Here is a 23733-nt window from a genome sequence, read left to right as displayed (position 1 = left end):
TGTTAATACCACTTGGGGTATGATACCGGCAGTATGATAAAAAGAGATGCAATCTACTATCAATAGATTGCATCTCTTTTTTAGTTCACTCGCTCAGTATACTCATAAGCTTTCTCCCCATGCATTGAAATATCAAGTCCCATATGTTCCTCGTGCTCATCTACCCGGACAGGGAGGAAGAAGTTAATTGCTTTAATAATCGCGTACGTCATTATAATTGTGAACGCATATGTTGCGCCGATTGCTATAAGTTGTTTAAACAGCAGCGCGGCGTTTCCGTAAAATAATCCGTTAGCGCCATCACTGTTTACGGTGGTAGTTGCAAATAGTCCTGTCGCAATGCCGCCCCAAGTTCCGCCGATGCCGTGACATCCAAATGCATCGAGTGTATCGTCGTATCCGAATTTTGTTTTTAAGAAAAAGACCGCTCCGAAGCATAATACGCCGCCAATTGCTCCGATAAGAAGAGCTGAGAAAGGTGTAACGAACCCGCAAGCTGGTGTAATAGCGACTAGACCGGAAACAACGCCGCAAGCAGCTCCCATCGCGGTCGGTTTTGATTGGAAGAACCACTCTGAAAGCATCCAAGTTAATGCGGAGGCAGCGGCAGCTATATTTGTATTAATAAATGCAGTTAAAGCTACATCATTTAAAGATAATGCGCTTCCGACGTTAAAACCGAACCAGCCGAACCATAGTAGCCCAGCGCCTAACATTGTAAATGGTAAATGATGAGGAGACGAACCGTTTATGTTTTTGCGTTTTCCAAGGAAAATAGCTAATACGAGGCCAGCCACGCCAGATGTAATATGAACGACATTACCGCCAGCGAAGTCTAATGCGCCAAGTTCTCTTAGCCATCCGCCAACGCCCCATACCCAATGAGCGACAGGATTGTAAACGATTGTTGTCCATAGAAGGATGAAAATAAGGAAAGCTGAAAATCGCATTCTTTCGGCAAATGCTCCTGAAATTAGAGCGGGGGTTAGAATAGCAAACATGAGTTGAAACATCATAAATAAATTGTGAGGAATAGTAGATGAGTAGTCTGGATTTGGTGCGTAGCTAACTCCGTTTAAACCGAACCAATCGAATGTGCCGATAAGTCCGTGCCAATCTGGTCCGAATGATAAAGAATAACCAATTACAATCCATTGAATCGAAACGATAGCCATTGCGCTATAACTATGCATTGTCGTACTGAGTACGTTTTTACTGCGAACCATACCTCCATAAAAAAGTGCTAATCCTGGTGTCATTAACATGACCATTACTGTCGCTACAAACATAAAAACTGTATCTCCTGTATTCATTCTCTCTCCTCCTATAATGTTAGAAAAAATAACATCAATTTGTTATGTTTCATATCATATTCGAAATAAAAAGAAAAATCAACTAAAAATTCAGAAAATTTTATATGTAATGTTAGAAAATCTAACATGTGTTAATTTGATAAGAATGAAATCAAAGTATGCGATTCGTTTGGATAATTGGTATAATATTCTTACAATTAAAATACATGGGGGATGCGTGTGGGGAAAATACATACTAGGAAACTATTCATTTGTTTTTGTTTAGCTGTCGTTTTGTTTGTACCAATACATACATTTGCAGACGAAAAAAGAGAGTGGCGAGACGAAGTTATATATTCCATTATGATTGATCGTTTTAATAATGGGGAACCGAAAAATGACAAACAGTTAGAAGTTGGCAATTTAGAAGGATATCAGGGCGGAGATATAAGAGGTATTATAAAAAGACTGGATTACATAAAAAAAATGGGATTTACTACTGTTATGCTTTCGCCGCTTTTTGAAAGTGTAAAATACGATGGGGTAGACGTGCGCAATTTTCAGAAGGTAAATGAACATTTCGGAACAGAAAATGATGTGAAAGAACTTGTGCAAGAAGCTCATGCAAAAGGAATGAAAGTTGTATTTCAATTTCCGCTTGGAGAAAACGAACAACAAGTAATCGACTCGATGAAATGGTGGATCAAAGAAGTTGATTTAGATGCAAGTTATGTAATACATAGTGAAAAAAAGTCGCCTGCTTTTTGGGATGATGTGCAAAAAGATATGCAAGTGATAAAGAAAGATTTTCGAGTTATAACAAAAGAAGATAGTGAATACAACGAAAAAATAGTAGATGCGTTTTCCAAAGCGGACGTATCGGTGAAACCTTTATATGATGTAAGTAAAAAAGACGGAGCAGCCGCTACATTTTTAGATAATCAAGATACAAAAAGATTTGCTCGTATTGCAAAAGAGAATATGAATTATCCACCATCTCGTTTGAAACTAGCTCTTACATATTTATTAACAACACCAGGTATTCCGAATTTTTATTACGGAACTGAAATTGCATTGGATGGAGGAGGTACGCCAGATAATAGACGATTAATGGACTTCAAATCAGATGAAAAGTTTATGCAACACATAACGAAACTCGGTGAGCTTAGACAAGCGAGGCCATCTTTACGCCGCGGTACGTTTGAGCTTCTATACGATAAAGATGGAATGAGTGTACTAAAGAGAAAGTATAAAGATGAAGTGACAGTAGTAGCGATTAATAATACGAAAGAAACACAAAAAGTTGCTTTACCTGCAAGTGCGATTGGTGAAAAACAAGAGCTAAGGGGATTGTTAGAAGATGAAATTATAAGAGAAGAAAACGGAAAATTTTATCTCGTTTTAAAGCGTGAGGAATCGAATGTGTATAAAGTTAACGGGGAAACAGGTGTGAATTGGCTATTTATTTCTTTAATCGTCGGTGTGAACGTATTGTTTATTGCTTTTTTAATTGTGGTTAAAAAGAGGCGGAAATAAGGGGATATTCTCTTTTGTGTTCAATTAAAAGTGCGTGATGGGGTGAGATGTTTAAGTCTTCTTATCGTATTCGTAATTCTGTATTTTGGGGATAACAGTGACGATGGGAAATTTGTTTGGTGGGACAGGCTAAGGAGAAAACTTTCTCTCTAGTCTGTTTTTCTTTGAAGTAAGACTCTCACCTCGAGATGCAACTGAGCAAAGAAGTAAAAAAATCGATAGAAGCAACAATAATTGAAAATATACTAATTTTACATTACATTAAAGGGTGAAAAGTATTTTGTTACTCATTGAGGGCTATATTTGAGGAGGAAAAATGGAATTTTACGATTTGGGTATTACCATTAAAGAACTTAGAATGAAAAAGAATATATCACAATCTGAATTGTGTCATGGAATATGTTCGCAAAGTCAAATTAGCAAAATAGAAAAAGGTATGATTTATCCATCTAGCGTATTGTTATATCAATTATCTGAAAGACTTGGTATTGATTCAAATCATATTTTCGCACTAACTCAAAACAAAAAACTAAAATATGTAGAAAATGTAAAATGTGTAATGAGAGATTGTACAAAACAAAAACAATATAATGAACTTTATGAAATAGTGAAACAAGAGAAAACCGAAAATAATTTCCAGTTAAAAGAAGATAAACAATTTCTAATATGGCATGAAGCGATTGCTATATTTTATGTGAATAAATCAATAAAAACTGCTTTAAATCTTTTAAATAATGCACTAAAACTAACTGTAACGAATGGTGATTTTTTATCGGAAAGAGAAATAGATATTATGCAGTCGATGGCTATATTTCATTGGGCAAATAAAGAATATGAAAAGAGTATTACTATATTAAGAAGATGTTTAACTAATTTTAATAAGTTAGATTTCCCTAGAGATAAAGAGGTTAAATTAAAAATCATTTTTAATTTAGGGAAAATGTTAGGTCATGCAAATCAACATGAAGAGGCAATAAAATACAATGATATGGGTATTAAATTAGCTATTAATCTAAATACTTTATATTTATTAGGCGAATTATACTATGGGAAAGCTTGGAACATGCTAAAGCTGAAACAATGTAATGAAGAAGATGTAGCTGATAATATGAAAAAAGCATTATTTATCTTTGAACTAACAGAAAAAGAAGATCTGATAAAAATAGTTAAAGAAAAATATTTTGAACAACAAAATAAAAAAATCACTCATAATTTCTGATGAACATCTTATTATTCTCTATAAAAAAAGCACCTTATGGTGTCTTTTTTATGACTTATATCATCGATTATTACAGTTCGTAGGTTTCTTATACCAAGCTTTGTTGATGTATTTACAATTCGCAGGTGTTGAAGTTTTAGATGTATCCCCAGGTGTAGTTATATTATTAGAACACCCTGCAATATATAGACAGAATGTAGTTAATAAAAAACATAGTATTAATTTCTTCAAATAACCACTTCTAACTCTTTTTAATTAACATTTTTCATAAAATAAATTCCTTACTAATTTTACATTACAGGAAAGGGTGGAAAATATTCATATACTCATAATTTGTTACATTTGATTGGAGAGGGAGGTTTTTGTTCCGATTTTTAAAAGGGTCTTCTTCATTTATGCATAAAATTTATCCGATTGCCCGTAAGCTTAGATTTTTACACGCTAAAAAGAAAAACATCCTCTACATAGAGGATGTTTTTCTTTTTAGCGGTAGTTAATAAATTGTACGTCAATCGGTAAGTCAGCGCTGCGAACTGCTGCGATAACTGCTTGTAAGTCATCACGGCTTTTCGCTGTAACACGTACTTGATCATCTTGTACTTGTGTTTTTACTTTTAATTTCATTTCTTTAATGATGTTGTTAATTTTTTTTGCGTTATCTTTATCGATACCTTGTTGAAGTGTTGCGCGTTGGCGAACAGTGTTACCAGCCGCCGCTTCAACTTTTCCGTAATCTAAGTTCTTAATTGGAACGTTACGTTTTACGAGTTTAGAAATAAGAACGTCTTTTACTTGCTCTAATTTGAACTCATCGTCAGAAGTTAAAACAAGTACTTCTTTCTCAAGTTTAATATCACTTTTACTTCCTTTAAAGTCATATCGGTTTTGGATTTCTTTTAATGCAGTGTTAATTGCGTTTGTTACTTCAGGTAATTCTACTTTCGAAACGATGTCAAAAGAACTATCTTTTGCCATAGTTAGCACCTCCAAATAAATTTCTAATCTTTTTATGTACTGTACATACTAAAGTATAGCTGAAAACGAGCTTAGACTTAAGTGTTTTCATACTTATAATGATGTAACCTCATTTTATTATAGTGAATTTTGGGCAGTTGGACAAATAAAGAGAAAATCGTGTTATAATTAACTTTTGTTTGGAATGATAAAAATATAAAAAGTTAAAAAGTTCATTTTATATATATAGAAGGGAATTAAAAAAATATGTATTTACAAATAGGATCGATTGAACAGGTAACTGTTTTACGCGAAACGGAAATCGGATATATGGTTGGGAATGAAGAAGAAGAAATTTTCCTACATAAAAATGAAGTAGCTGGAGAAATTGAAGAAGGCGATACGATTGACGTATTCTTATACCTTGATCACCAAAATCGTATTTCAGCAACAATGAAGGAGCCAATTATTACAACGTATGATTGGAACTGGGTAAAGGTTGTAGAAGTTATTCCGAGTTTAGGTGTGTTTGTTGATATTGGTGTATCAAAAGATATACTAATTCCAGCTGATGAATTCCCAATTTATATGCCAGTATGGCCAGAAGTTGGAGACGAATTATATTGTACGTTAAAATTAACGAATCGTGATCGACTTATTGCTCTTCCAGCAAGAGATAGTGATATGCAAGAAATCGTTGTAGATGCGACACCATCTATGCGTAATAAAAACGTAAACGGACGTGTGTATCGTTCACTTCAAGTTGGTTCGTTCGTATTAACAGATGAGCATTTCCGTGCATTTTTACATCATACAGAAAGAAAAGAGCAAGTTCGCATCGGTCAACGTGTAACGGGACGAATTATTGATGTAAAAGATGACGGTACAATTAACATCTCCCTTCTTCCTCGTAAAGAAGAAGGAATGGAAGATGATGCTGCAGTGATTTATGCATATATGGAAGAACGAGGCGGAGCAATGCCGTTTTGGGATAAGAGCTATCCAGAAGACATTAAAGAACGTTTCAATATGAGTAAAGCTGCATTTAAGCGTGCACTTGGTAAGTTGATGAAAGAAGAAAAGGTTTACCAAGAAGAAGGTTGGACGTACTTTAAGAAATAAAGGAAATAAAAAGCACCACCTTATATTTTACCTATAAGGTGGTGCTTTTTTAATTCCCTTGCTCATGTACAAGAGTAAACGTATCTTTCAACTCACTATCGTTTATTTTAATATTTGCTTTTTTTAATTCATCTTGCAATAGTTTTTTGCCGAATATAGGGTCAGAGATACGTTCTTCTTCTAAGTTTTTACGAATAGAGTCTTTCACTTCATCATAGGGTTTTAATTCTTTTTTATCAGTTAATTTAATAATATGATAACCGTTTGGTGATGTAACGGGATTGCTAATTTGTCCGACCTTTAGTTTATAGGCAGCAGTTTCAAATTCAGGTGCCATTCTACCTGAATTGAAATATCCGAGGTCTCCGCCTTTTTCTTTTGATAGTAGGTCTTGCGATTCTTGTTTTGCTAGTTCTTCAAATGAAGCACCAGCATCTAATTTTTTCTTTATTTCTTTCGCTTCATTTTCGTCACTTACTAAAATATGGCTTGCTTTAATTTCTGGTTTATAGTGGTCTTTCACGTCTTTTTCTGTAATACTTTTCTTAATCGCTTCATTCATAGCAAGTTTGAACTTAATTTGATTTTTGAAATCAGCTTCATCTTTTAAACCATTGTTTTTCAATACGTTTTTAAATTGGTCTCCGTATTGATTTTTTGCTTTTTGTAATTCTTTATCTACATCATCGTCAGATACTTTATATTTTTTCGTGATAACGTCTTGCGCCATCATTTCGTACAGCATGTCTTTTCCGTAACGATCTTTCAACTGTTTTTCGAAGTCGCTCTTCGTAATGGTTGAGTCTGTTGCTGTAGCGACTGTATCTGAGTCGTTTTTTTGTCCGCAAGCAGATAGCATTAATATACTTAGTAGTGCAGTAATAATGAAAATGTGTTTTACTCTCATGCTAACACCTCATCCGAATATGTTATCGCTATTGTAGAATATAGAAGTGAACATGAAGTGAATTTTTAATGTTTTTTTCCTGTAAACTGTAAAAAAAGTACACCAACAATATTGTTGGTGTACGATGGAATCAAAGGTGATCGGTCTTTTTAGAATAGGCACGCTTACCTTGCTCTATATTCTTTTGTTCTTGCTCATTTTTTTGCGCGCGTTTTGCATTATTATCGCGTGCTTTTTTGTCGTTATCACTCGTATGTGGCATATGTATCAACTCCATTTCTAAACGTTGTACGTTTATCATTTCCTTTTTCGTAAAGACTATGTATAGCAGTGTATTCATGAATAATGAAGGTGGATTGGAAATGGATTTGAAGTTGAATTATACCGAACTTATAAAGAAGTTAATCGTTGTAATCGTCGCAGGTTTGTTAAATGCGATTGGAATGAATTTATTTTTAACGCCAGCGAAAGTGTATGCAAGTGGCTTTGCTGGATTGTCTCAATTGCTATCACAAATATTAGGTGATTTTTTATCTATTCACATATCAACCGGGGTATTATTTAGCTTGTTTAACATTCCAGTCGTTATTTTAGCCTGGAAAAAGGTTGGAAAGGCCTTTACTTTCTTTAGTTTTCTTTGCGTTATCTTTATGACTATGTTTTTAGAAATTATCCCAGTTAGAGCAGTTTCAAACGACATCATATTAAATGCGATTTTTGGTGGGCTTATTTCAGCAATCGGGGTAGGGATTGCGTTGAAGTGGGGGGCTTCTACAGGTGGTTTAGATATAATCGCCATGATTTTATCAAAGATTAAAGACAAGCCTGTCGGTACGTATTTTTTCTTCTTTAATGCACTGATCATTATCGCTGCCGGCTATGTGTATGGATGGGAAAAAGCATTATATACTTTAGTGACTTTGTATGTGTCAACGCGAATCATCGATGCAATTCATACGCGTCATGTGAAAATTACGGCATTAATCGTTACGAAGAATGGGGCGGATGTACGAAAGGCGATTCACTCACGCTTAGTGAGGGGGATTACAACTATACCAGCAACTGGTGCTTATACGAATGAAAATAAGGAAATGTTAATGATTGTTATTACCCGTTACGAACTGTACGAATTGGAGAGGGTTATTAAACAAGTGGACCCAGGTGCATTTACAAACGTACTGCAAACAGTTGGGGTGTTCGGATTGTTTCGAAAAGATTAAAGAGGACCAAAGCTGGTCCTCTTTTTTAATGTGCATTCGTAATGTTTTGCAACTGCTCTTGCATTTCACGTAGCTGAACTTTTTCAGCTGTTGAAGAGTTTGCGTAAGCAGAGTGCAAAGCGTTTTTTGCTCTATATACGAGATCTTGTTGCTCGGCGCCGCTTGAACAAGATACGGCATTTGCAACAGCATCTCTAGCTTGTTGAAATAGTAAGTTCCCCATTTAGACCCCTCCAAAAGAAGAGTTACTTCTCACTTTTTCTGCCTCAGCTAATGTACCTCTATACGGGAATCTTGCATCATGCTTCATAACAGCATCGGCTCCTTGTTGGATAAAACGTTTTGATTTATTCTTTTTACCCATTCGAAAAACCCCCTTTATTTAGCTGAAAACAATCGACGCGCTAACTTTTGCGTCTAATGATAGTATGAGCGTTTGGCGAGAAACTATAAGCAGGGAATTTTTAGATTACAACCCAAGAACCTCTTCTAAATATAGTGCAATACCATCTTCTTCGTTCGTTAACGTCGTATGGTTTGCGAGTGATTTTAATTCAGGGATGGCATTTCCCATTGCGATGCCGTGACCAGCAAATTCAATCATTTCAAAGTCGTTATCTTCATCACCGAAAGCGATAATTCGCTCTTGTGGAATGTTGTAATGACTAGAAATTTTTTGTAGTCCAACAGCTTTATTTAATCCGCTTTTTACAATTTCAATAATCGGCCAAGGTGCGCCCCATTTTCTATGGTCGATTACCTCAGCGTGCATATCAGTTAAATGTTGACGAATTGCACTGGAATGCTCGTCATGTGCGTCAATTAATAAGCAAGTTGGATGATCGTTTAAAATATTTAATAAGTCTCCTGTAAAAATGTTTGGAGAACCGAATTCAAAAATATGTTTTTTATCTTCATCAATTTCACGAACATACACATCATCCATTACTTCAGCGTATATATTTTTTACGCCAAAATCAAAGCAAGCTCGGACAATTTCTTGTGCTGTTGCTAGCTCAAGAGGAGAGTGATGTGTACCCCACTTTGAATCAAGAGGGTGATGTACGTAAGCGCCATTAAAGTTTACGATTGGTGTATTTAAACCAAGTTCTTTATAGTAATCATAACTAGCGCGGAATGGACGACCTGTTGAGATAACAACAATATGTCCTTGTTCCTTTGCTTTTGCAATTGTATGTTTCGTTCGAGTGGAAATTATTTTGTTGTCTGTTAATAAAGTGCCGTCTAAGTCTAGTGCGATTAAATGCTGTTTGTTCATAATTTCACCTCTTATAATAATTTATTTTTGTTTCGATCTGTATTTCCGTTTTAATATGCAGAAATAAGAGGTTAAGCTGGGTGAGACCACCAAAGATGGAAACTTCACTATATATCCATCTTACGTCGCAAAGTGTTGCGGTGTCTACTATTTCTCGCTGGAAATTAAGAAAAGTCAACATCTTTTTAGAAAGTTCAAACAATGTTTCTTTCATTATGGACAAATTGTGAAAAGGGTTACATTGTTCGTAGGATGAGGCTTATAATGAACATGTAATCTTCTCGTATATGTTTGACTCTCCTTTGAAACTGGCCTATAGTAGGTTGGTTTCTTTTTTTTCTACAAATAGGGAAGAAATCCCTGCTTTAAGCTTGTGTCATTCATGTATATGTACAAGAATGAAATGTAGTACTTGTTTCCTAAACATGACAGACAAGCTTTCTTTTAAAATGGATATACTAATGAGGCAAAGACGTCATGGAAGGAGAATGGAAATGGGACAAAATCGTAGGTTTCGTTCGGGACAAAAAGCGCCGAATGATGGCATTTACGTAGAAATTGGTGAAACGGGAAGTATGGTGAAAGATCCGCAAATGGTAAAACTAACTGCTGGTGAAAAGTTTCCAGATAACACAAATCATAACCGTCAGTGGACGTATAAAAGAAAACCGTAACAGAAGCCGCAATCATTATTGCGGCTTTTTTGTCGTCATAAATTATAATTTCATTTACCGTGCTTTTTTAAGTAGCATAATGAATTTTCCCTTTTTCTTTTTCCAATAATAAGTTTGAAAATACATAAGCAAAATTATTGTATAAAAAAGTCAGTTGGCGTATAATCAAATCAAAGGTCAAAGAAAGTCAAACATTTGGAGGACTGTAAAGATGGACTTAAATCAAATGACAACAAAAACACAAGAGGCGATTATGAGTGCTCAATCTTTAGCGGTATCTCATCATCATCAAGAAGTAGATACTGTTCATCTCTTGTTTACATTATTAGAAGAGCAAGATGGGTTAGCAGTACGTATTTTTCAAAAAATGAACGTCGATATAGAAGCATTAAAACAAGGCGCCGAAAATTTAATTAAGAAAAAGCCTTCCGTAACGGGGAGCGGTGCAGAAGCAGGTAAATTATATATAACAGGTGCTTTGCAACAACTGCTTGTAAGAGCAGGAAAAGAAGCAGAGAAATTGCAAGATGATTACATTTCAGTTGAACATGTATTACTTGCTTTTACTGAAGAAAAAGGCGATATAAGCCAATTATTTACAAGATTTCATGTTACGAAAGATAACTTATTACAGTCTTTAATGACAGTTCGGGGGAATCAAAGAGTGACTAGTCAAAATCCAGAAGCAACTTATGAAGCGTTAGAAAAATATGGTCGTGATTTAGTGGCAGAAGTAAGAGCGGGGAAAATTGACCCTGTTATCGGCCGCGATAGTGAAATTCGCCGCGTAATCCGCATTCTTTCACGTAAAACGAAAAACAACCCAGTTTTAATTGGTGAACCAGGTGTTGGTAAAACAGCAATTGTTGAAGGGTTAGCACAGCGTATTGTGAAAAAGGATGTACCTGAAGGATTAAAAGATAGAACAATCTTTGCATTAGATATGAGTGCGCTTGTAGCTGGAGCGAAATTCCGCGGTGAATTTGAAGAGCGTCTCCAAGCTGTATTAAATGAAATTAAAAAGAGTGAAGGTCGTATTTTACTATTCATTGATGAACTTCACACAATCGTCGGCGCTGGTAAAACAGAAGGCGCAATGGATGCAGGAAATATGTTAAAACCGATGCTTGCGCGTGGTGAACTGCATTGTATCGGGGCGACGACGTTAGATGAATATCGTAAATATATTGAGAAAGATCCAGCGCTAGAAAGACGTTTCCAACAAGTATTAGCAGAAGAACCAACTGTTGAAGATACAATTTCCATTTTACGTGGCTTAAAAGAGCGTTTTGAAATTTATCATGGTGTAAATATTCATGACCGCGCGATTGTAGCAGCATCAGTTTTATCAGATCGATATATTTCGGACCGTTTCTTACCGGATAAAGCAATTGATCTTGTCGATGAAGCTTGTGCAACAATTCGTACAGAAATCGATTCTATGCCGACAGAATTAGATGAAGTAACGCGCCGCATTATGCAGCTGGAAATTGAAGAAGCGGCTCTTGGAAAAGAAAAGGACTTTGGTAGCCAAGAACGTCTAAAAACGTTGCAACGTGAATTATCGGATTTAAAAGAAGTTGCAAGTGGTATGAGAGCGAAATGGGAGAAAGAAAAAGAAGATATTCACAAAGTGCGTGACTTACGTGAACATTTAGAGCGTCTGCGCCGTGAATTAGAAGAAGCAGAAGGGAATTACGATTTAAATAAAGCAGCGGAACTTCGCCATGGAAAAATTCCTGCAATTGAAAAAGAGTTAAAAGAAGCAGAAGAAATGGGCGCGCATAATAAACAAGAAAATCGTTTATTACGTGAGGAAGTAAGTGAAGAAGAAATTGCTGATATTGTTTCACGTTGGACTGGTATTCCTGTTGCAAAACTCGTTGAAGGTGAACGCGAGAAATTACTACGTTTAGAGCAAATTTTATCAGAGCGTGTCATCGGACAAGAGGAAGCAGTAAGCTTAGTATCAGACGCAGTTCTTCGTGCACGCGCAGGTATTAAAGACCCGAACCGTCCGATTGGTTCCTTCATTTTCTTAGGACCTACTGGTGTTGGTAAAACAGAACTTGCAAAAACGTTAGCGCAGTCATTATTCGATAGTGAAGAACAAATGATTCGTATTGATATGTCTGAGTATATGGAGAAACACGCTGTGTCACGCTTAATTGGTGCGCCTCCTGGATATGTTGGATATGAAGAGGGCGGTCAATTAACAGAAGCGGTAAGACGTAAACCGTATTCGGTTATTTTATTAGACGAAATCGAAAAAGCACATCCAGAAGTATTCAACATTTTATTACAAATGTTAGATGACGGTCGCATTACAGATTCGCAAGGACGTACAGTAGACTTTAAAAACACGGTTATTATTATGACTTCAAATATTGGATCTGCTCATTTATTAGATGGATTAGGAGAAGATGGCTCCATTAAAGAAGAATCAAGAGAACTTGTCATGGGACAATTAAGAGGTCATTTCCGACCAGAGTTTTTAAACCGTGTCGACGAAATTATTTTATTCAAACCTCTTACAACGAATGAAATTAAAGATATTGTTGATAAAATTGTAAAAGAATTACAAGGCCGTTTAGCTGACCGTCATATTACGGTAGAATTAACAGACGCAGCGAAAGAGTTTGTTGTCGAAGCTGGCTTCGATCCGATGTACGGAGCTCGTCCGTTAAAACGATATGTACAGCGTCAAGTTGAGACGAAATTAGCGAGAGAATTAATTGCAGGAACGATTACTGATAACAGTCACGTAGTTGTTGATGTAGAAAATAACGAATTAGTCGTTCATGTGAAGTAAAACAAAAAAGAGTTCGGATAAAATCCGGACTCTTTTTTTAGTGTTGTTCTACTGGCTCGTTTGGAATTGTAGCTGAAATTGCTAGTACTAATACTGCAAGAACAACTGAGAAAATAGACGCTTGGTTAAAATCGTATGTACCGCCAGTCATAGAGCCGATTACGTAGCTCATCATATGTACAAGCAAGAACGACAAAATTAATGCCCAAATGAAACGCATATTTTACACCTCTATTCGTTCAATCTGTCCTTATTGTAACACAATTGAAAAAAGAATATAGAAAAATATTTGTAGATTTTTCAACGCAAATTTGCATTCCGTTCATACATTATAAAAGAGTACTTTTATACGTTTAGAAAATAAGGCGGGGGAAAAATGAGTATTACGGAACGTTTTTTTTACTTAGAAAAAGAACCATGTGTCATTTATTTACCGGAGAAGCCAAATGGATTTTCTGTCATGCTTCTAGGTGATTACAACTACTTTATTGAGAATGGTACAAGTTTATGGACACAGCATGCGGGTAGATCTTATTTTTTACATGGCCTTATTGAGGAAGGCTATACGGTCTTTTCTTCTAATTTATACGGAAGACATTGGGGAAACGATCAATCTGTTCGTCTAGCAAAACGCCTATATGACGTTGTTCTGAGAAAAGAGACATTAAATGCAAAAATGCACATTATGGCAGATGGTATGGGGGCACTTGTTGCGCTTGAAATGATGAACAAATACCCTGAATGTATACGTTCTGTCATTATGTTAAATCCGTGTTTAGATTTACCAGAATATGTGGAGTTTGAGAAAGAGCATAAATTTTTTTACAAGAGACTCTTGAAGGAATTAAGTTTAGCGTATGATGCTAAAGAAGAAGAATTAGAAGCGAAAATAAATAAGAAATCATTTACGCTTCTTCCGTCTTGTGTACCTGTTAAAATTTTTGTATCAACACAAGAAAAAAGAGGAAGAAAACAGCTGCTACGTAAATACGAGAAAATGAGGCAATTGAACCAATGCGATACTTCTGTCTTATTCCATCTGCAAGATGTGAAATATAAAATGGTTAGGCAAACGACTGATTTCTTTAAAAAATATGAAGAAGAATTGTGAAGCTCCCATATACATAAATGAGGAGCTATTTGTTTCAAGGAGAAAGGGTTGGTGGTATGGAACGCGTGCTAATTATAGGTGCACTTACGTTTGTAGGTTATCACCTTGTGAATAAAATGATTGCAGAAGAAGTAGAAGTATATGGTCTTGATTTTGATGAATTCGATAATATGACAAAAATTAATGAAGAGAAGTTATTGTTAATTGGGCGAAATGCGTTATTTACGTATTATTCGATAAGAGATGAAGACGGATGGAGATCCGTAGAGGAAGAGAAATTTGATGCCGTTTACTTTTGTCTGTATGAGCCTAACCAACAAAGTGGCTTTCGAAATGAAAGAGTTATATTACAGTATTTAAAGCGAATGATAAGACTGTGTGAAGAACATAAAGTGAAGTTAAATCTAATTTCTTCTATTGAAGTAGGAAACGTAGATGAGTCCGAAAATAAACGTCTATTTGCGAAAGTGGAAGAAGGATTGAAAAAAGGAGAGGTACAATATAGTGTATTTCGAGTTCCTACATTATATGGGCCATGGCAACCATCTTTTATGATGTATCATCAGCTCATTTTATCAGAACTGGGTGAGAAAGAGTGCCATTATACGAGTGAGGAAAACGCCAGTGATCTACTGTACGTTGAAGATGTATGTGAATACTTATGGGAAAATGGCATGAACGAGGAATATCTCGGTATATATAATTTACTTAGTGGTAAAAAATCATTATGGAAAAAAGGTATGAACCTTTTACGTGCAGAGGATAAAGTGAAAAAAGAGAATCTGGAAGAAAGAGATGGAACAGTAGAGGTTATTTCGATAAAAAGAAATACTCCGTTAGAATACGGTTTAAATAAACAATTGGCACATATGAAAAAATATAAAGAGTTATACGAAGGATAGCGAGCGTGTTACACTATGTATGTGAAAGTTTTAATGGAGAGGAAGAACATAATATGAATGAGAAAAGCATGCAATTTTTACAAATCGCAATGAAGCATTTACCAGAAGCAAAGGCCATTTTAGATGATAATGGAATTGCGCTTGATATGGAGAAAGCTCAACCAGTATTAGAGTTATTGATGAAAGTTATGAACGAAGCATATGAGCTTGGGAAAGCAGATCAAGAATAAAAAGAATAAAAATTTAGATGGAAGAGAGGCCCGAACCGTGGATAGAAGCGGTCAGGGCCTTTTTTATTCTCGCCTGGGGGAAAACCAGATATATGAAGAGGCTAAAGGAAAAGTAGTGAGGAGAACCCTCTAGTTTAGAAGGAAAGCAGATAAAGAATAAAAATTTAGATGGAAGAGAGGCCTGAACTGTAAGTAGAAACGGTTCGAGCTTTTTTATATTTCGAAAGAACAGGTAAAGGTATGTTTCCGTTTCTTTTCATAAACAATAAGGCGAATAATGCGTTAGCTTTATGTTTTAGCTGAAATATATTCTAGACAAAAATACATTTATGTTTTAAAATTAGTACCAAGTCATAATAATTGATATAAAACGGAGGGCTGCGATGTGAACGTGGGCATTTTAGGGATCGGAAGATATGTGCCGGAAAAAGTAGTCACAAATCACGATTTAGAGAAAGTAATGGATACATCCGATGAATGGATTCGTACGAGAACAGGTATTGCGGAAAGACGCATTGCCGATGATACAATAGATACTTCATATATGGCCGTAGAGGCTTCTAAAAAAGCACTTGAAGATGCAGGGATTAGCGGAGAGGATATCGATCTTATTTTAGTAGCAACAGTAACGCCAGATCGTGCTTTTCCAGCAGTAGCTTGTGTTATTCAAGAAGCGATTGGCGCAAAACATGCAGCTGCAATGGATTTAAGTGCAGCGTGTGCTGGTTTTATGTACGGAATGATTACAGCGCAGCAATTTATTCAAACGGGAACTTATAAAAATATACTAGTAGTTGGTAGTGATAAACTATCTAAAATTGTAGATTGGAACGATCGAAATACAGCAGTACTATTTGGAGACGGAGCCGGTGCGATCGTAATGGGAGCTGTTTCAGAAGGTAAAGGCGTTCTATCTTTCGAATTAGGAGTGGACGGAAGTGGCGGTAAGCATCTTTATCAAGATGAGTATGTTATGATGAATGGCAGAGAAGTCTTTAAATTTGCTGTTCGTCAACTTGGGGATTCTTGTCTTCGCGTTCTAGATAAAGCTGGTCTTACGAAGGAAGATGTGGATTTCTTAGTACCGCATCAAGCGAATATTCGTATTATGGAATCTGCAAGAGAGAGATTAAATCTACCACAAGAAAAAATGAGTATGACAATTGAGAAGTTCGGTAATACATCAGCTTCTTCCATTCCGATTGCAATGGTAGAGGAATTGCAAAACGGACGTATTCAAGATGGTGATTTAATTATACTTGTTGGTTTTGGCGGCGGATTAACATGGGGAGCAGTCGCTCTTCGTTGGGGTAAATAAGGACTGAGAGAAAAAAAGGAGTGTATTTTGTATGGAAAAAAAGAGGGTCGTAATTACAGGACTAGGAGCTGTTACACCGGTCGGTACAGATGTTGAAACAGCGTGGGAAAACATTAAAAAAGGTGTATCTGGAATCGGACGACTTACAAGAATTGATCCGGAACTATTTCCAGCAAAAGTAGCAGCAGAAATTAACGATTTTGAAGTCGAGAAATATATTGATAAAAAAGAAGCGCGTCGTATGGATCGCTTTACACAATATGCAGTAGCAGCAGCGAAAATGGCAGTGGCAGATGCAAAGCTTGAGATTACAGAAGAAAATGGACCTCGAATTGGTGTATGGATTGGTTCTGGTATTGGTGGTATGGAAACATACGAAGAACAATTTAAGATTTTTACTGAGAAAGGCCCGCGCCGCGTGAGCCCATTCTTCGTACCGATGATGATTCCAGATATGGCAGCAGGCCAAGTATCAATCGCAACAGGAGCAAAAGGAATTAACACTTGTTCTGTAACGGCTTGTGCATCTGGTGCAAACTCAATTGGTGATGCGTTTAAAGCAATTCAGCGTGGTGATGCTGATGCAATGATTACAGGTGGAGCAGAGGCGCCGTTAACAAGTATGGCATTCGCAGGATTTAGCTCAGCGAAAGCATTAACATTCAATGAAGATCCAGCAACAGCTTGCCGCCCATTCGATAAAAACCGTAGTGGTTTCGTAATGGGTGAAGGTTCAGGTATTTTAATTCTTGAAGAATTAGAGCACGCATTAGCTCGTGGTGCTCACATTTATGCGGAAATCGCTGGTTACGGTGCAACTGGTGATGCATTCCATATTACAATGCCAGCTCCTGGCGGTGAAGGCGGCGTGCGCGCAATGCGTCAAGCTTTAGCGGATGCAGGTCTACAGCCAGAAGATATTGATTACATTAATGCGCATGGTACAAGTACGGATGCGAATGAAAAGTATGAAACGATGGCAATTAAAGAAACGTTCGGTGAGCATGCGTATAAAGTAGCAATCAGCTCAACGAAATCAATGACAGGTCACTTATTAGGGGCAGCTGGTGCTGTTGAAGCAATCTTCTCTATTAAATCAATTACAGATGGAGTAATTCCTCCAACAATTAACTATGAGACACCAGATCCAGAATGTGACTTAGATTACGTACCGAATAATGCGAGACATCAAGAAGTAAACGCGGTGTTAAGTAATTCATTAGGATTCGGTGGTCATAACGCAGTATTAGTATTTAAAGCGTATAAATAATAGATGAAATAAGGAGTTTTTTCGTAACATATTGCGAAAAAACTCCTTATTTATTTTTACGCCTTTTTCTCCTTTTGCATATACATAAGAAAAAGGAGGGATAAAGATGGGGATTGTTGAAACTGCTGAGTGGTTACATCTATATTATGGACGGCCAGAAAAGCTGTGTGAGAAGTTTACGAAGTATATCCCGCTGCCAAAAGAAAGGTTGTATCGCTTTTTAATTTCTAAAGGTATGTATCGCCCTGTTATGCGAGGAGAACGAGAAATTACAGAGTTAGAGAAAAAGGAAGTTTGGAAAGAGTTACGTGCGGAGTATGAGAAACTGAAAAATTGGTTAAAAGGTCCAGATGTCCCTGTCTTTATTCTATTATCAGATTCCTATAATCGAACTGTACAAGAAGAGTATAACGGCAGGGCTGGATTATCTATGCGTCACGTTATTTTCTTATTCGTATGTGGACGGAATTCGGTGGAAGAATTAAAAGTGCTATTGGCGCATGAATATCATCACATATGCAGGTTGCATCAAATTGAGACGAAAGAAACGGAATATACATTACTTGATACGATGATTATGGAAGGGTTAGCTGAGCAAGCGGTAACGGAAAGATATTCAGAAAAAAACAATGCACCATGGACGACGTATCTTTCAAAAGAAGAGGCTATATATTATTGGAAAAACGTTGTACATGAAAGAATAAGTATAAAGCGAGGAACAAGGGAGCACGACATCTTATTAAATGGATTTCACTCTTATCCGAAGATGCTTGGCTATGCGCTTGGATTTCATATTGTCAAAGATTGTGTAACTTTGCAAGGAGAAGATACACTTTCTTTATTGCCTATAGATGCGAAAGAAATATTAAATAAAGCCAATACATTTCATATATAAAAAACAGGAGCTCTCTTTCCTGTTTTTTTAGTATTAATAGAAGAAAAAATAATAATTAGAATATATTTCCTTAGGTGGAATAAAGTTAAGAAAAATTGAACATAATGATGGATACAAACAGTAGTGAAGTGAGGGGTAGTGAATGTTATATCTACATGATGTATGGGTAAATTGGTTTGAAGGTGAAGAGAATGGGTATAACGTTTGTCATTTTTACGAATGGCGGAAAGATGATACGATTGAGCTATTAGATCAAGTGCCATTATTAAAAGTAGATTCCACATTATATCATTACATCGAGAACGAATTGTTAGAGCTTCCGCAAAAAATGTTGGAAGACGTACATCATAAGGCTTATATTCGTAAAAATCATGAACGTTTGCAGCAAGAGTATTGCTTTGTAGTTACAGATGGAAAAGGAATTATTGCGATCGATACAATTGGTTACAACGTGCCAATTCGAAAGAGCAGACTTATACCGCGCCAAGAGCAGATGGTATATGAGATGGTAGAAAACGTACAAGCAGAAAAGTATGAGTTCCAAGTAGAAGAAATGGAAAAAGAACATCATATTTTATCACCATCACCTTTCATTATGAATGGCTTAACTCGTAAAGAAAGGCAGCTTAAACAATTACTATTTATGGCGTTAGATCAATTACATACAACGAAAAACACAGCAGAAATTCGCTATTGGTTCACAGAGTGGGATCCATCAGCATACGGAATGGTTCAACATATGGAATTTGAAGATATTTGGGCTAAGCTGTACGATGAAGCGAAAACAGGTTGGTCTGAGAAGCACGAACAATTATGCGAGCGTCTCGTAAAAGGACAGCCATTTTTTGAAAAGTTATGGGAAATGGAAAACGAGCAAAAGGTAAATTAAAAAAACCGCCAATCGGCGGTTTTTTTAATTTGGTGTAACTTATCTTCAGCAGCAAGCTCTTCGTGTCTAAGAACCTTCCGCATAAGAAGGCAAAAAGCGCCTTTTATGCGAAAGAACCTTAGCCAGTCAGAGCTGAACGAGCCGCCTCCGCTTTTATATGAAATCCAGCTCCAGCGGCAAGAATGTTCGGTGGCTTCGCGCCTTCCTGCGAGGCAAAAAACGCCTCTACGTCAGGAGCTCCATCCCCCTCACATTCTAAGCGAGCCGCCTCCGCTTTATATGTTACCTACGTTTTCTGCTTAGTCCCATTGCGTTTTCTACTTTGCGTAGTTGTTTGAATGCGACGCGGTTTGCTTTTTCGGCACCTTTGTCTAGAATTTCGTCTAGTTCTGGTGAGTTAATTAGTTCGTTATATTTGTCTTGGATTGGGCGAATCGCTTCTACGACTACTTGTGCTAGGTCGCCTTTGAAGTCGCCATATCCTTTTCCTTCGTACATTTCTTCGATTTCTTCAACTGTTTTTCCAGAGAATGAAGAGTAGATTGTTAATAAGTTAGAGATGCCAGGTTTGTTTTCTTTATCGAATTTCACGATACCTTCAGAATCAGTTACAGCACTTTTAATTTTCTTTTCAATTGTTTTTGGTTCATCAAGCATGCTGATCATTGATTTTGGATTCGGATCAGATTTACTCATTTTTTTCGTAGGCTCTGTTAGTGACATAACGCGAGCTCCTACTTTTGGAATGCGGATTTCAGGAATTGTGAATACTTCACGGAAGCGTTTGTTGAAACGCTCTGCTAGGTCACGTGTTAATTCCATATGTTGCTTTTGATCATCACCAACAGGCACGATCTCAGTGTTGTAAAGTAAAATATCAGCAGCCATTAATGGTGGATACGTTAGTAATCCAGCTGGTACTGAATCTCTACCTGACGCTTTATCTTTATATTGCGTCATACGCTCTAATTCTCCAACGTAAGCAACTGATTGCATAATCCATCCTAGTTGAGCGTGTGCCGGTACTTCTGACTGTACAAATAACGTAGCTTTTTCAGGATCGATACCGCATGCTACATAAAGTGCAGCAAGACTGCGGATGTTTTTACGAAGCCCGACAGGATCTTGAGGTACTGTAATCGCATGTTGGTTTACAATACAGAAATAACAGTCGTGTTCATTTTGAAGCTCTGTAAATTGCTTCATAGCTCCTAAATAGTTTCCAAGTGTAATCGTTCCACTTGGCTGAATACCAGAAAAGATAACTGACATAAGTAATTCCTCCTAAATTTGAATGCGTAATGGGGGAAGAGAAGGCAAACAAAAAAGCCCATTCATCCCAAAAAACTATAGGGACGAATGGACCGCGGTACCACCCTAATTATTTCACTGCTGTGAAATCTCTCTAATCCATAATAACGTTTGGATATAACGCCAAAGCCTACTACTTTCGGTTCGGTTTGGAGCTCAAAAGCCCATTCCATACTGTACAATTACTTGTTCACACCAGCCACAAGCTCTCTGAAATTGCCTCAATATGTACTCTTCTTTATCATCGCATACATATAAATTTATTTATTGTTACCTGAGCTCTTTTAAGTATGAAAGAACTAAAGTTTTATAACAAAATGTTTTGCTGATTATTATATCATATGGGATAGTGTTTGCAAACTACATCAAAATAGTAAAGCTAATGAAGGTCGAGAATAATCCAAGAATGATACCGGTAATGCAAATTGGATACGTCCATTTGAATGAATATGTTTTATAAATACGTTCTTTCTTATCGACAGGTTCCTCTACTTCTTCAATTAAAGAGTCAATTTTTTTGTTCGTACCAAATACTCTTTGGAATGCGTAAATTGTTACGTTAAAAAATCCATTTTGAAATATGAATAAAAAACCGCCTATAAGAATAAAAAATAGTGCAATATAAAAAGAGATGTTGACAAAATTCAACAAAAAATGCGATGAAACGAGGAATGCACCAATACTAGAAGCGATTATCGCTATGAAAATTAGTATACAAGTATGAAAAAAAACTTTATTCAAAATGTTCCCCTCCGTCAAAATATTACTAGAATTATTATACTATAAAAGCTATAATATGTACTAGAACTAATTTTTTGAAAATTATACGCAATTAAAGGTCTGATTGCAAGATGATGGTAGCAATGTTAACGTATCCCTTTACAAAAAAATAAAAAAATAAACATTTTATTAAAAATTTTAACAAAAAAACAAAAAACTATATTCACAATTGTTATATTATATGTATAATGAAAATTGTAGAAACTTGGAGATTATTCTTTCAATTCTACTTTTTTACAAGTGAGGGTACAGGAAGTGCAATTAGGGGAGGCAATACAACATGAAGAAAAAGATACCGTTATTACTTGCATCGACGTTGACTGTCAGTATGTTAGGAGCTTGTAGTTACCAAAAAGAGGATAATAAAGCAGGCGCGAAAGAAAAATCCTCAAACAAGCAAGTGTTAAATCTAACTGAGACAGCTGAAATCCCAACTATGGATACGACGTTATCAACAGATGCAACATCTTCTAACATCATGAATAACACAATGGAAGGGTTATATCGTCTGGGGAAAGATGATAAACTTGTTCCGGGTGTCGCTAAATCTTATGAGAAATCAGAGGATGGAAAAAAATATGTGTTTAAGTTACGTGAAGATGCGAAATGGTCTAATGGTGAACCTGTAACAGCGAAGGACTTCGTTTATTCTTGGCGAAGGGCTGTAGATTCAAACACGGGTGCCAAGTTTGCTTACATACTATTTGATGTTAAAAATGCGGAGAAAGTTAACAAAAAAGAGTTACCAGTTGAAGAACTTGGTGTAAAGGCAATTGATGATCATACACTTGAAGTGGAATTAGATAACCCTGTTCCTTATTTTGTAAGTTTAACAGTCTATCCAACATTATATCCTTTGAATGAGAAATTTGTAACAGAACAAGGAGCAAAGTTTGGATTAGAATCCAATACGACACTTTATAATGGTCCATTCGTATTAAATGAATGGAAGCATGAACAAAGTTTCAAGCTTAAGAAGAATCCAACGTATTGGGAAAATAAAGAAGTAAAACTTGAGGAAATAAACTTCAATATTGTTAAGGATCGTTCAACTGCTATAAATTTATATGAAACGAAAGCAATTGATCGTGTAGTCTTAACATCAGAGTTTGTAGATAAATACAAATCAGATGCTGACTTTAAAACGATTAAGAGACCATCTACACAATTTATTCGCTTAAATGAAAAGAATAAATTTTTAGCAAATAAAAATATCCGAAAAGCAATTGCAATGTCCTTTGAACGTGAAAACATCGGAAAAGTAATCTTAAACGATGGTTCAGAGGGTATATATGGTTTTGTTCCGAAAGGCTTAGCAAAAGGTCCGAATGGAAAAGACTTCCGTGAAGAAAACGGAAAGCTTATAAAAGAGGATATGAAAGAAGCACAAAAATACTGGGAAGCTGGTAAAAAAGAACTTGGTGTAGACAAAGTAGAGTTAGAGCTATTAAACTTTGATACTGATGATGCTAAAAAAATCGGAGAGTATTTAAAAGGCCAATTTGAAAAGAACTTACCAGGTTTAACAGTTCCAACAAAAATGCAACCATTTGCACAAAAATTAAAACTTGAAGCAAGTGGAGATTATGCAATGTCATATGCGGGATGGAGTCCAGATTATATGGATCCAATGTCATTCCTTGAAATGTATACGACAGGTAATGCGCAAAACAAAGTACATTACGCAAACCCAGCGTATGATGATTTAATTAAAAAAGCAAAAACAGAAGTTGATGTACAAGCTCGTTGGGATGCATTATTACAAGCAGAAAAACAACTACTTGAAGATGCGGCAATTGCTCCAGTATATCAACCTGGAAAAGCATATTTACAACGCCAATCTATTACTGGCCTATTAGAACATAAATATGGCGGGGAATTTAGCTATAAGTGGGTTGAACTCAAAAACTAAAAATGGTTTCCATCATGAATAAGGGTATATGCCTATGATGGGCATGTACTCTTATTTTAAAAAAATAAAAGTAAGAATATTTAAAACTATCTTATTGCTT

At 36.2% G+C, this 23733-nt stretch carries 24 protein-coding genes and 1 other annotated feature; of the genes, 14 read left to right on the top strand and 10 right to left on the bottom strand.

Going from position 1 to position 23733, the window contains the following annotated elements:
• Positions 1 to 80 precede the first annotated feature (80 nt).
• A complete protein-coding gene (locus tag QCI73_RS21345; protein WP_139896073.1) occupies positions 81 to 1313 on the bottom strand; it encodes an ammonium transporter in 1233 nt (410 codons plus the stop codon).
• Positions 1314 to 1526: 213 nt separating this feature from the next.
• Between QCI73_RS21345 and QCI73_RS21340 the strand changes: the two genes are divergently transcribed.
• The gene (locus QCI73_RS21340) at positions 1527 to 2828 is read left to right on the top strand and encodes an alpha-amylase family glycosyl hydrolase (RefSeq protein WP_262725108.1); all 1302 of its coding nucleotides are present in this window, start codon (positions 1527 to 1529) and stop codon (positions 2826 to 2828) included.
• 316 nt (positions 2829 to 3144) lie between these two features.
• Positions 3145 to 4047 carry a helix-turn-helix domain-containing protein gene (locus QCI73_RS21335; RefSeq protein ID WP_262725109.1) on the top strand — a complete coding sequence of 301 codons (903 nt, stop codon included), beginning with the start codon at positions 3145 to 3147 and terminating at the stop codon, positions 4045 to 4047.
• Positions 4048 to 4530: 483 nt separating this feature from the next.
• Here the strand turns inward: QCI73_RS21335 and QCI73_RS21330 are convergent, their stop codons facing one another.
• Positions 4531 to 5022 (bottom strand): YajQ family cyclic di-GMP-binding protein, encoded by a 492-nt coding sequence (locus QCI73_RS21330; protein WP_001040153.1) that lies wholly within the window; start codon positions 5020 to 5022, stop codon positions 4531 to 4533.
• 246 nt (positions 5023 to 5268) lie between these two features.
• Here QCI73_RS21330 and QCI73_RS21325 point away from each other — a divergent pair, with 246 nt between their 5' ends.
• Complete coding sequence (locus QCI73_RS21325; RefSeq protein ID WP_000281266.1) at positions 5269 to 6123, top strand: CvfB family protein; 855 nt, start codon at positions 5269 to 5271, stop codon at positions 6121 to 6123.
• A 49-nt stretch (positions 6124 to 6172) separates the two neighbouring features.
• Here the strand turns inward: QCI73_RS21325 and prsA are convergent, their stop codons facing one another.
• Both prsA and QCI73_RS21315 read right to left on the bottom strand, forming a co-directional pair.
• Positions 6173 to 7030, bottom strand: coding sequence for a peptidylprolyl isomerase PrsA (gene prsA, locus QCI73_RS21320; protein ID WP_070805480.1), 858 nt, complete (start codon positions 7028 to 7030; stop codon positions 6173 to 6175).
• Positions 7031 to 7160: 130 nt separating this feature from the next.
• Complete coding sequence (locus tag QCI73_RS21315; protein WP_001120845.1) at positions 7161 to 7292, bottom strand: DUF3941 domain-containing protein; 132 nt, start codon at positions 7290 to 7292, stop codon at positions 7161 to 7163.
• 100 nt (positions 7293 to 7392) lie between these two features.
• On the opposite strand from QCI73_RS21315, the gene QCI73_RS21310 reads away from it, so the two are divergent.
• Entirely contained in the window at positions 7393 to 8250 is an 858-nt protein-coding gene (locus tag QCI73_RS21310) for a YitT family protein (RefSeq protein WP_000364453.1), read from the top strand.
• 25 nt (positions 8251 to 8275) lie between these two features.
• On the opposite strand, the gene QCI73_RS21305 is transcribed toward QCI73_RS21310, so the two are convergent.
• From QCI73_RS21305 to QCI73_RS21295, 3 genes are all read right to left on the bottom strand, one after another.
• Positions 8276 to 8473 (bottom strand): DUF3813 domain-containing protein, encoded by a 198-nt coding sequence (locus QCI73_RS21305; protein WP_000527392.1) that lies wholly within the window; start codon positions 8471 to 8473, stop codon positions 8276 to 8278.
• The gene (locus QCI73_RS21300) at positions 8474 to 8614 is read right to left on the bottom strand and encodes a competence protein (RefSeq protein WP_070805481.1); all 141 of its coding nucleotides are present in this window, start codon (positions 8612 to 8614) and stop codon (positions 8474 to 8476) included.
• A 105-nt stretch (positions 8615 to 8719) separates the two neighbouring features.
• Positions 8720 to 9529 (bottom strand): Cof-type HAD-IIB family hydrolase, encoded by an 810-nt coding sequence (locus tag QCI73_RS21295; protein WP_001041235.1) that lies wholly within the window; start codon positions 9527 to 9529, stop codon positions 8720 to 8722.
• 494 nt (positions 9530 to 10023) lie between these two features.
• On the opposite strand from QCI73_RS21295, the gene QCI73_RS21290 reads away from it, so the two are divergent.
• Positions 10024 to 10203, top strand: a complete 180-nt coding sequence (locus QCI73_RS21290; protein ID WP_000531421.1) for a YjzC family protein — start codon at positions 10024 to 10026, stop codon at positions 10201 to 10203.
• 211 nt (positions 10204 to 10414) lie between these two features.
• Positions 10415 to 13015, top strand: a complete 2601-nt coding sequence (gene clpB, locus QCI73_RS21285) for an ATP-dependent chaperone ClpB (protein ID WP_353823685.1) — start codon at positions 10415 to 10417, stop codon at positions 13013 to 13015.
• Positions 13016 to 13052: 37 nt separating this feature from the next.
• Here the strand turns inward: clpB and QCI73_RS21280 are convergent, their stop codons facing one another.
• Positions 13053 to 13235, bottom strand: coding sequence for a YjzD family protein (locus QCI73_RS21280; protein ID WP_353823684.1), 183 nt, complete (start codon positions 13233 to 13235; stop codon positions 13053 to 13055).
• A gap of 156 nt (positions 13236 to 13391) precedes the next feature.
• Here QCI73_RS21280 and QCI73_RS21275 point away from each other — a divergent pair, with 156 nt between their 5' ends.
• From QCI73_RS21275 to QCI73_RS21245, 7 genes are all read left to right on the top strand, one after another.
• Positions 13392 to 14126 carry a lipase family protein gene (locus tag QCI73_RS21275; protein ID WP_000028698.1) on the top strand — a complete coding sequence of 245 codons (735 nt, stop codon included), beginning with the start codon at positions 13392 to 13394 and terminating at the stop codon, positions 14124 to 14126.
• Between the two features lie 29 nt (positions 14127 to 14155).
• Entirely contained in the window at positions 14156 to 15028 is an 873-nt protein-coding gene (locus QCI73_RS21270) for an NAD-dependent epimerase/dehydratase family protein (RefSeq protein ID WP_000486161.1), read from the top strand.
• Between the two features lie 53 nt (positions 15029 to 15081).
• Complete coding sequence (locus QCI73_RS21265; protein ID WP_009879752.1) at positions 15082 to 15258, top strand: ComZ family protein; 177 nt, start codon at positions 15082 to 15084, stop codon at positions 15256 to 15258.
• A 385-nt stretch (positions 15259 to 15643) separates the two neighbouring features.
• Entirely contained in the window at positions 15644 to 16576 is a 933-nt protein-coding gene (fabH, locus tag QCI73_RS21260; RefSeq protein ID WP_353823683.1) for a beta-ketoacyl-ACP synthase III, read from the top strand.
• Between the two features lie 31 nt (positions 16577 to 16607).
• Positions 16608 to 17846, top strand: coding sequence for a beta-ketoacyl-ACP synthase II (gene fabF / locus QCI73_RS21255; protein ID WP_000412651.1), 1239 nt, complete (start codon positions 16608 to 16610; stop codon positions 17844 to 17846).
• 106 nt (positions 17847 to 17952) lie between these two features.
• Entirely contained in the window at positions 17953 to 18741 is a 789-nt protein-coding gene (locus QCI73_RS21250; RefSeq protein WP_277616383.1) for a DUF2268 domain-containing putative Zn-dependent protease, read from the top strand.
• A 142-nt stretch (positions 18742 to 18883) separates the two neighbouring features.
• Complete coding sequence (locus tag QCI73_RS21245; protein ID WP_000966137.1) at positions 18884 to 19630, top strand: YjbA family protein; 747 nt, start codon at positions 18884 to 18886, stop codon at positions 19628 to 19630.
• Positions 19631 to 19912: 282 nt separating this feature from the next.
• On the opposite strand, the gene trpS is transcribed toward QCI73_RS21245, so the two are convergent.
• Together trpS and QCI73_RS21235 are read right to left on the bottom strand one after the other, a co-directional pair.
• Positions 19913 to 20902, bottom strand: coding sequence for a tryptophan--tRNA ligase (gene trpS / locus QCI73_RS21240; RefSeq protein WP_000110986.1), 990 nt, complete (start codon positions 20900 to 20902; stop codon positions 19913 to 19915).
• Between the two features lie 76 nt (positions 20903 to 20978).
• Positions 20979 to 21195 (bottom strand) — a binding site (T-box leader).
• Between the two features lie 106 nt (positions 21196 to 21301).
• Positions 21302 to 21682: a DUF3899 domain-containing protein gene (locus QCI73_RS21235; protein WP_001044987.1), complete on the bottom strand. Its 381-nt coding sequence runs from the start codon at positions 21680 to 21682 to the stop codon at positions 21302 to 21304.
• Positions 21683 to 22001: 319 nt separating this feature from the next.
• Between QCI73_RS21235 and QCI73_RS21230 the strand changes: the two genes are divergently transcribed.
• Positions 22002 to 23633, top strand: coding sequence for a peptide ABC transporter substrate-binding protein (locus tag QCI73_RS21230; protein WP_000727229.1), 1632 nt, complete (start codon positions 22002 to 22004; stop codon positions 23631 to 23633).
• Positions 23634 to 23733 lie beyond the last annotated feature (100 nt).

This window comes from Bacillus cereus group sp. MG16 (assembly GCF_040459875.1).
In the GTDB taxonomy this organism is placed as follows: Bacteria; Bacillota; Bacilli; order Bacillales; family Bacillaceae_G; genus Bacillus_A; species Bacillus_A paranthracis.
This window is presented reverse-complemented; position numbering and strand designations above follow the sequence as displayed.

Excerpts from the sequence above, each read along its gene's own strand:
- QCI73_RS21345 (WP_139896073.1), bottom strand. The coding sequence starts at position 1,313 with ATGAATACAGGAGATACAGTTTTTATGTTTGTAGCGACAGTAATGGTC.
- QCI73_RS21340 (WP_262725108.1), top strand. The coding sequence starts at position 1,527 with ATGCGTGTGGGGAAAATACATACTAGGAAACTATTCATTTGTTTTTGT.
- QCI73_RS21335 (WP_262725109.1), top strand. The coding sequence starts at position 3,145 with ATGGAATTTTACGATTTGGGTATTACCATTAAAGAACTTAGAATGAAA.
- QCI73_RS21330 (WP_001040153.1), bottom strand. The coding sequence starts at position 5,022 with ATGGCAAAAGATAGTTCTTTTGACATCGTTTCGAAAGTAGAATTACCT.
- QCI73_RS21325 (WP_000281266.1), top strand. The coding sequence starts at position 5,269 with ATGTATTTACAAATAGGATCGATTGAACAGGTAACTGTTTTACGCGAA.
- prsA (WP_070805480.1), bottom strand. The coding sequence starts at position 7,030 with ATGAGAGTAAAACACATTTTCATTATTACTGCACTACTAAGTATATTA.
- QCI73_RS21315 (WP_001120845.1), bottom strand. The coding sequence starts at position 7,292 with ATGCCACATACGAGTGATAACGACAAAAAAGCACGCGATAATAATGCA.
- QCI73_RS21310 (WP_000364453.1), top strand. The coding sequence starts at position 7,393 with ATGGATTTGAAGTTGAATTATACCGAACTTATAAAGAAGTTAATCGTT.
- QCI73_RS21305 (WP_000527392.1), bottom strand. The coding sequence starts at position 8,473 with ATGGGGAACTTACTATTTCAACAAGCTAGAGATGCTGTTGCAAATGCC.
- QCI73_RS21300 (WP_070805481.1), bottom strand. The coding sequence starts at position 8,614 with ATGGGTAAAAAGAATAAATCAAAACGTTTTATCCAACAAGGAGCCGAT.
- QCI73_RS21295 (WP_001041235.1), bottom strand. The coding sequence starts at position 9,529 with ATGAACAAACAGCATTTAATCGCACTAGACTTAGACGGCACTTTATTA.
- QCI73_RS21290 (WP_000531421.1), top strand. The coding sequence starts at position 10,024 with ATGGGACAAAATCGTAGGTTTCGTTCGGGACAAAAAGCGCCGAATGAT.
- clpB (WP_353823685.1), top strand. The coding sequence starts at position 10,415 with ATGGACTTAAATCAAATGACAACAAAAACACAAGAGGCGATTATGAGT.
- QCI73_RS21280 (WP_353823684.1), bottom strand. The coding sequence starts at position 13,235 with ATGCGTTTCATTTGGGCATTAATTTTGTCGTTCTTGCTTGTACATATG.
- QCI73_RS21275 (WP_000028698.1), top strand. The coding sequence starts at position 13,392 with ATGAGTATTACGGAACGTTTTTTTTACTTAGAAAAAGAACCATGTGTC.
- QCI73_RS21265 (WP_009879752.1), top strand. The coding sequence starts at position 15,082 with ATGAATGAGAAAAGCATGCAATTTTTACAAATCGCAATGAAGCATTTA.
- fabF (WP_000412651.1), top strand. The coding sequence starts at position 16,608 with ATGGAAAAAAAGAGGGTCGTAATTACAGGACTAGGAGCTGTTACACCG.
- QCI73_RS21250 (WP_277616383.1), top strand. The coding sequence starts at position 17,953 with ATGGGGATTGTTGAAACTGCTGAGTGGTTACATCTATATTATGGACGG.
- QCI73_RS21245 (WP_000966137.1), top strand. The coding sequence starts at position 18,884 with ATGTTATATCTACATGATGTATGGGTAAATTGGTTTGAAGGTGAAGAG.
- trpS (WP_000110986.1), bottom strand. The coding sequence starts at position 20,902 with ATGTCAGTTATCTTTTCTGGTATTCAGCCAAGTGGAACGATTACACTT.
- QCI73_RS21230 (WP_000727229.1), top strand. The coding sequence starts at position 22,002 with ATGAAGAAAAAGATACCGTTATTACTTGCATCGACGTTGACTGTCAGT.